General features: G+C 74.1%; 5 protein-coding genes. 1 reads left to right on the top strand and 4 read right to left on the bottom strand.

What is annotated here, in order from left to right; translation table 11 throughout:
- Window positions 1-157: 157 nt before the first annotated feature.
- The 4 genes from EST92_RS30070 to EST92_RS30085 form a co-directional block, all read right to left on the bottom strand.
- Window positions 158-2,713: a serine/threonine-protein kinase gene (locus EST92_RS30070; protein WP_129283849.1), complete on the bottom strand. Its 2,556-nt coding sequence runs from the start codon at window positions 2,711-2,713 to the stop codon at window positions 158-160.
- Complete coding sequence (locus EST92_RS30075; RefSeq protein ID WP_129283850.1) at window positions 2,710-4,035, bottom strand: hypothetical protein; 1,326 nt, start codon at window positions 4,033-4,035, stop codon at window positions 2,710-2,712. The genes EST92_RS30070 and EST92_RS30075 overlap by 4 nt, the downstream gene beginning before the upstream one ends.
- Window positions 4,036-4,181: 146 nt before the next feature.
- Window positions 4,182-5,201, bottom strand: coding sequence for a glutamate ABC transporter substrate-binding protein (locus EST92_RS30080; protein ID WP_129283851.1), 1,020 nt, complete (start codon window positions 5,199-5,201; stop codon window positions 4,182-4,184).
- A 26-nt stretch (window positions 5,202-5,227) separates the two neighbouring features.
- Window positions 5,228-6,601, bottom strand: a complete 1,374-nt coding sequence (locus tag EST92_RS30085; RefSeq protein WP_129283852.1) for a hypothetical protein — start codon at window positions 6,599-6,601, stop codon at window positions 5,228-5,230.
- 489 nt (window positions 6,602-7,090) lie between these two features.
- Between EST92_RS30085 and EST92_RS30090 the strand changes: the two genes are divergently transcribed.
- The coding region (locus EST92_RS30090; RefSeq protein ID WP_129283853.1) for a hypothetical protein at window positions 7,091-7,372 on the top strand (282 nt) is incomplete at its 3' end.

Below are 7,372 nucleotides of genomic sequence, written 5' to 3' on the forward strand. Positions count from 1 at the left end.
CCGCCCGCACCGCCCGGCGCCGGGGGCGGGCCGGGCGCCGTACGCCGACGTCGCGGCGGGCGCGAGGAGTTCGGCGCCGCACCGCCCGCAGAAGTTGTCCCCCGCAGCGAGCGGTTCGTCACAGCCCGGACACCGGGACGGCCCAGTCACACCCATGTCACACCCACGTCCTGGGGCGGAAGCGGTTGGCCCGTTCCACCAGTTCGATCCTTTTCTCACCACGCTGCGCCAGCCGCGCGAGCAGCCGGTACGACCGCTCCAGGCCGAACCGCAGACCGCGTTCGTCCAGCGGACTGCCGAGCAGCGACGGCGGTTCGTGCGCGGCCACCGCGCCGGGCGGCCCGGCACCGTGGCTACCGGAGAGTACCCAGTCCAGGGCGGTGCCGAGTACCTCGGTGGCGAGTTGCTCCCGGCGTTCGGAGTCCAGACCGAAGCCCGCGAGGGCCTCGGTCTGGGCGGCGGCCGCCCGCAGATCCGCCAGCAGCGGCTCGCGCGAGGGGCGTTCCCGCAACCGGGCGCGGACCGCCGCGATCCGCGCCGCGACGTAATGGATGGACGACTCCGGGACGGACTCCAGCGCCTCGACCGCGCCCGTACGGTCGCCCGCCGCCAGCCGCACCCGGGCCAGCCCGAACGCGGCGCCGACATAGCTGCGGTCGGTCGCCCACACGAGGCGGTAGTACTCCACGGCATTGTCCAGCTGGCCCAGCAGCTCGGCGCAGACACCCAAGGCCAGCTTCGGTGCCGGCTCACCGGGGAACGCGTCGTAGACCGCGTCGAAGGCCAGCGCCGCGCCCTCGCGGTCGCCCGCCGTCAGCGCCACGAGACCGCGGTGCCACACCACCCGCCAGTCCGCGCCGCCGGCGCCGGACCGCGAACCGCCCTGTGCGGCGGGCCCGGCCGCGAGCGTCTCCAGCACCGACTGCGCCCCCGCGCCGTCCCCGGCCTCCAGGCGGGCGCGCAGCTCCCGCAGCCGCAGCTCCAGGGAGTCGGCCGGCGCGGCGCGCAGCGCGCCCAGCAGCTCGGCGGGCGGGGCGGCCGGCAGCCCGGCCAGCAGCCCGGCGTTGGGGTCGCCCGGATCCAGCCGCGGCACCGGCAGCGCGAGGGCGGCGCCGGCGACGTCCAGGGGGCGCAGTGCGGGGCCGCGGGGCGCCGTCCCGTCCGCGGCCGGCGCCCCGCGGCCGCCCAGCAGGGAACTGTCGCCCTCCGCCGCCGCCAGTATCTCGGTGTCGACCACGCGGAGTTCGGGCCCGAACAGCGTCGACAGCGCGGGCCGCGGCTCACCCGTCCGGAGCGCCACCACCTCCCGCAGCACGCCCGTCAGCTGCTCGGCCATCTCCTCCGCGGAGGCGAACCTGCGGGAGCGGTCCGGGTCGGTGGCGCGCACCAGCAGCCGGTAGAAGGACTCGTAGGTGCGGAACACCTCGATGTGGTCCGGATCGGGCAACGAGTCCGCGAAGACGTTCGTATGGCCCTGGAAGTCGAAGGTGAGCACGGCGAGAGTGCGCGCGACGGTGTAGAGGTCGGAGGCGACCGACGGGCCCAACAGGGCGATTTCGGGCGCCTGGTAGCCGATCGTGCCGTAGATCGGGCTCTCGTGGTCGTCCATCCTGCGCACCGCGCCCATGTCGATCAGCTTGAGCTGGTCGTCCTGCTGGATGGCGTTGTCGACCTTGAAATCGCAGTAGAGATAGCCGCGGCTGTGGAGATGGCCGAGCGCCTCCAGCGCCTCGATGCCGTAGGCGCACGCCTGCTCCACGGGCAGCGGATCGCGTCGGCCCTGGGGCGTGCGCCGGTCGTTGGCTAGTTCCTTGAGCGACTTTCCGCCGACGTACTCCATGACGATGTAGCCGTCGAGGCTGCCCGTGGCCCGGTCGAGGTGCTCCACGAAGTTGTAGATCCGGACGATGTTGGCGTGCTCGATCTCGGCGAGGAAGCGCCGCTCGGACACCGCCACCGCCAGCGCCTCCTCGTCGCCGGTGTCCAGCAGCCCCTTGAGGACCACCCACCGGTCGGAGACGGCGTGGTCGGTCGCCAGATAGATCCACCCGAGCCCGCCGTGCGCCAGACAGCCCACGACCTCGTACTGGCCGTGCACCATGTCGCCGGGCCGGAGCTTGGGGACGAAGCTGTACGGATGGCCGCACTTGGCGCAGAACCCTTCCGTGCGGCCCGGCTGCTCACCGTGCCCCCGGCCCACCGGCGCGCCGCACTCCGTACGGCTGCAGAACCGCTTGCGCTCGGGAACCTCCGGGTGCTCCAGCACCGCCGTGGCCGGATCGGGCCGCGGCACCTCCGGCACCGCCACCAGGCCCGCGCCCAGCCGCCCGCGTACGGAACCGGAGGACGGGCCGCTGCCCTGGCGGTGCGCCGACACGGCCGGGACGCCGCGCGCCGGGGCGCCGCCGGAGCCCGGGGGCGCCAGCCGCCCGGACACCGAGCGCCGGGACGGCGCCGAGCGGGCGGATGCCGTACCGCCCGAACCGGGGGCGGGGGAGGGGATGGTCAGCAGGGCCCCGGCCGCCTCCCTGGCGGCGGTGGTGTCCGTGGGCACCCGGCCCGTCAGCCCCGTGGGCGGCGAGGACAGCAGGCCGCCCGGGGAGACCACGGGGGCCAGCCCGCACAGGTCGCAGTACAGCTCGCCGCCGCCGACGTCCTCGTAACTGCCCGAGCAGTCCCGTCGTTGGCAGCGCTCGTCGGCCCGCCCGGTCATGAATCTCCCTGCCCCTCCGCCTGCGGCGCGGCCAGCGCCTCCGCCGTGGCCTGCTGATAGCGCCACACCGCCTGCTCGGCCGCCCGCAGATCGCACGGCGCGCTCCACAGCATCCGGCGCGCCAGGTCGTACCGCTCGATCAGCAGCGGATCCGCCGCCATGCCGTGGCGTGCGACCTTGGCACGGTACGCGTCCAGCCGGCCGCGCAGCTCCGCGCGCACCGCCAGCGGCGCGGTCACCGCGGTCAACGACTCACGGGCGCGGTGGAGTTCGTCCTCCGCTTCCTCCTCCAGGCTGTCCAGCAGCGGCGAGAGCCGGTGCCACTGCGCCCGTCGGCGGTAGTCGGCGGCCGCCGCCAGCTGTTCGTGCAGCGCCGCGGACGGGCCGCTGACCGCGGGCACCTCCGAAGCGGCGATCTTCGCCAGCACCTCGCCGCGGGCCTGCCGCGCCTCGGTCAGGGTGCGGTCCGCCCGCGACAGCACGTCGCGCAGCTGCATCAGCCGCCGCTCGGCGTCCTGCCGCACGTCCAGGACCGCCGCCACCTCCCGCCGGATGTCCTCCAGCGCACGGGCCGCACGGTCGTAGCGCGCGGTGTCCGGGCGGCCCCCGCCGGGCGCCGAACTCCCCGTCGACGACGACACCCAGAAGGCCAGCGGATCCTCGATCACCCGGGCGCGCAGCCGCAGTAGTTCATCGGTGATCCGCTCCAGGTCGTCGCCGGCCGGATGCTCACCGGGACGTACCCCCACCGAATGCGCCAGCGAACGCGTCCGTTGGAGCTCGGCCGACAGCAGGTCTATCCGGGCCGGCAGCGCCGACCAGACCGCGTCGGCGGCGACGATGACGTCCAGCGAGCGGGCGTACAGCGCGTTCATCCGTTCGACCAGCCCGACCAGGGTGAACCGCTCGCTCAGCCGGGCCGGGCCGCTCGAAGGGCCGCCGCCCGCCGCGGCCGCGCCCGGCACCGTCACCCCGTCGCCGTACAGCAGCTCCGTCAGCTCCGCCAGATCCTCCGCCGAGGGCCAGCGGCGCCGGGCCCGCAGCTCACGCGCCTGCTCCAGCGCCGCGGTGTACGCGTCGAACAACGACCACAGGACCGTGATGGACCGCTCCGCGGCGGCCCAGCGCTCCTTGGTGGTGCCGGACAGGTCGGCGCCCTCCAGCAGCCGGCGCCCCGCGTGGTCCTGCAACGCGAGCAGCGAGGTCTCGATCGCCTCGTACTCGGCACCGAGCCGGTCCAGGGCGCGATCCACCTCTTCCCGGTCCGGCTCCGGGGCATCGGGCCTTCCCGGAGTGCCGGGGAAGGGTCCAGGGACCCCCATCGATCACCTCTCCAATACGCGTACGGTGCACGGCGTTTGCCACGGCGTCGGCCGCTGCGGTCGGCTCCCTTCCGTCGCCTTCCATAGTGACGGCATCGGACCGCTCCTTGGGGCGATCATCCGCCGTACACCGCTCCTTGGGGCGATCAGTCGCTGTACTCCGGCGACGGCGGCCCCGATATGCCCGGCAGATCGGCCCGCAGCCACGTGCGGTACGCCCGCATCCAGGGGCTGTCGCTGCCGCCGTCCCGGTAGTCGTCCAGGACCTTGTTGACCCGCCGCACCAGATCCGTGTCGTCCTGGTTCATCGCCACCCCGTACGGCTCGTCGGTGAACGGACCGCCCTTCAGCTCCACCGTCGGATCCTGCGCCGCCTGCGCCGCGGCCAGCGCATTGTCCGTGACGACCGCGTCGGCCTCGCCCAGCTGCAGCCGGACCAGGCAGTCGAGTTGATTGGGGACCGTCAGCACCGAGGCGCCGTGCCGCCGCGCCCGCAGTTCGCTCTCGCCCGTCGAACCCGCGGCCGTGCAGACCCGTTTGCCCCGAAGTGAATCGTCGAACGCCTTGATCTTCGACGCCTTCGGGGCCAGCACCTGCTGCCCCGCCTGGAAGTACGCGGTGGAGAACGCCACCTGTGCCTTGCGGGCACAGTTGATCGTCATCGTCCGCACGACCATGTCGACGGCGTGCCGCTGCAGCGCCGGCACCCGCTGGGCGGTCGGCACCGCCTTGAAGACGACATCGGGATCCGGCCCCAGGATGTCCCGGGCGATCGCCCACACCAGATCGATGTCGAAGCCTTCGAGTTTGCCGGTGGCCGGGTCGCGATACCCCCAGCGGTAGGTGTTCTGGTCGACCCCGACGACAAGTTGGCCCTTCTCCTTGATCCGCGACACCGCCGCACCGTCGTCCGACGACGGCCGCAGACTCTCCGCGGCGTTGCGCGCGGTGCACTTCGCGGCGGCCGGTGTCGCCGCCGGACGGGGCGCCCGGTGCGGCGCCGCGGGTGCGGACGCACCGTGCCGGACGGGTCCGGCGGGCCCGGCAGGCTCGGTCTCGTGGCCCAGCGCCGGCACCAGCACGGCCGCGGTCGCCGCCATCACACACATGCCCGAGGCGACCGGCGCCAGGACGGCACGCAGATTCCTCAGCCCTCGCGCCCGCATCCACTTCCTCCCCTCACCACGCCCCCTCACCGGTACTCCGCCAGCCTGCGCCCGATGCCCAGGACGGCGCCGAGCGCCGCCAGCCCCGCCAGGACGCCGGCCCCCACCGGCAGCCCGCCCAGCGCCCCGCGCCCCGCGTCCGCCGACGACCGGAACTGCTCCTGCTCGTGCTCCAGCGCCTGTTGCAGCCCGGCCGCCACCCGGTCGAAGGACTCCCCGGTGGACCCGTCCGGGCCGATCACCTTGGCCAGCGCCCCCTCGTAGTCTCCCTTGTCGTCCGCGGCCCGCGCCTCGGCGTGCCGCGCCTGCCACTGCCGTACCTGCGCCAGCGCGGTCCGCACCGGGCGCCGCCCGGCCTCGTCGTCCGCCAGCGCCAGCGCCGCCCCCAGCCGGCTGTGCGCCGCGGCCGCGCCCTGCTCACCCGGGCCCGCCAGGTCCGTCATCCCCGAGCGGAAACCGGTCTCGTAGAAGTCCTGCCGGGCACCGGTCAGCACCGCGCCGCGCGCCACCAGCGTCAGATTCTCGTCGCCGCGCGCCTGCAGCGCATCGATCCGCGCCTCGTTGAGCACCCGCAGCGACCGGGCGCCGTGCTGGTAGGAATCGGTCAGTCCGGCACGCGCCGTCGCATGCCCTGCCACCAGCCACAGCAGCACCGCGACGGACGCCGCCGTGGCGGCCAGCAGGCCGTGGTTGAACACCCGGTTGGTCATCCGGTAGTGCCGCCGCTGCGCCCAGCCCAGCGCACCGATCGCCACCGCCCCGGCCGCCAGCGCGTACCACGGCCACGCCTCGGCCTTGCCGTAGTCCGCGGTCAGCCGGTCCGTCTCGGCGTCGTACAACGCCCGTGCGGCCGGGAGGAGTTCCCTGCGCATCTGCTCATTGGCGTACCGCAGATAGGCGCCGCCCAGCGGCAGCCCCTGCCGGTTGTTGGCCCGCGCGGTCTCCACCAGGCCGGTATAGCGTGGCAGCCGGCTGTTGAGCCGGGCCATCTGCGCGCCCGCCTCGTCCGAACCCCGGCTGTTCGCCGACGCCTTGACCAGCAGCGCGGACGCCGTCGCGATATCGGTGGCGTAGCGCTCCCGTGTCGTCCTGCTCTCCTCGCCGCCGGCCAGGAAGCCTGCCGCGGCCGTCGTGTCGGCATCCGCCAGCGAACGGTAGATGCTCGCCGCGTCCGAGGTCAGCGGCTGGCTGTGGGTCACCACATCGTCCGCGGCCGCCGCCCGGCCCGAGACCTGCCAGGCCGTGACCGCGCCGAACACCACCACCAGCAGGGCCAGTACGGCCCCGATCACCCGCAGCCGGCCCGGCTCGGTCGTCGCCGCGGCACGCAGCTCGTCCAGCCCCTCGGCCCATGCCGTCCGGCGCCCCGGGACGGGTGGTGACACGCTGCTGGTCGGCACGGAACCTTCCCCCTGGGTCGCTGACTGCGGGACGGCCTCCGCGCCCGCGCCGGGGAGCGCTCACACGAAGGACCGGTACATGGGCAGCAGTATGTCCGCAGCCGCTGACACACACACCGCAAATGCCCTGATCTTGTTCGGATCGCGACCCGCGGGGAGGGGCCCGCCGCAGCAGCGCGATGCCATCGCGACGGCACAGCGACGGCATCGAGATGGCATCGCGATGACAGGCTTCCCGCGCCCTCTGCGCGCGACCTCGCCGTTCCCGCGCCCTCCCTTCGCCGTCCCCGCGGGCGTCCGCTCGTCGTCCTCTCGACGTCCGCTCCACGCCCGCGGCGGCGCACTCCGCTTCCTCCACGCCCCCCACTTCGCTCCCACGCGCCGCTGTCCGCACGCCCGCCTTCGATTACGCTGAGTGACGAAGGGTGATTCCCGCCCCTCGCCACCGGCACGGCTCCAGGCCCGTGCCCGACGCTCGGAGGAATGCTCATGCCCCGCTGGAAAAAGCTTCTCACCCCGCTCGCGGGTTCCCCGGCCGATGACCGCCCCGCGCTCAACACACCTACGTCCGCCAGCGGTTTCCTGACCATCGGTGACACGACCTACATCGATCCCGACGGCAGTTACCCCCTCGACCACCGCGCGGACGGCTCCGCCACCCTCATCGTCAACGACACCGACCGTCACATCACCATCGTCACAGAGCGCAACAGTCATCATTCCCCGGCACCGCCATCCGATCCGGCTGCCCTGGCCGCCGCTCCCACCCCC

Source organism: Streptomyces sp. TM32 (assembly GCF_004122755.1).
Classification (GTDB): domain Bacteria; phylum Actinomycetota; class Actinomycetes; order Streptomycetales; family Streptomycetaceae; genus Streptomyces; species Streptomyces sioyaensis.

Excerpts from the sequence above, each read along its gene's own strand:
- EST92_RS30070 (WP_129283849.1), bottom strand. The coding sequence starts at position 2,713 with ATGACCGGGCGGGCCGACGAGCGCTGCCAACGACGGGACTGCTCGGGC.
- EST92_RS30075 (WP_129283850.1), bottom strand. The coding sequence starts at position 4,035 with ATGGGGGTCCCTGGACCCTTCCCCGGCACTCCGGGAAGGCCCGATGCC.
- EST92_RS30080 (WP_129283851.1), bottom strand. The coding sequence starts at position 5,201 with ATGCGGGCGCGAGGGCTGAGGAATCTGCGTGCCGTCCTGGCGCCGGTC.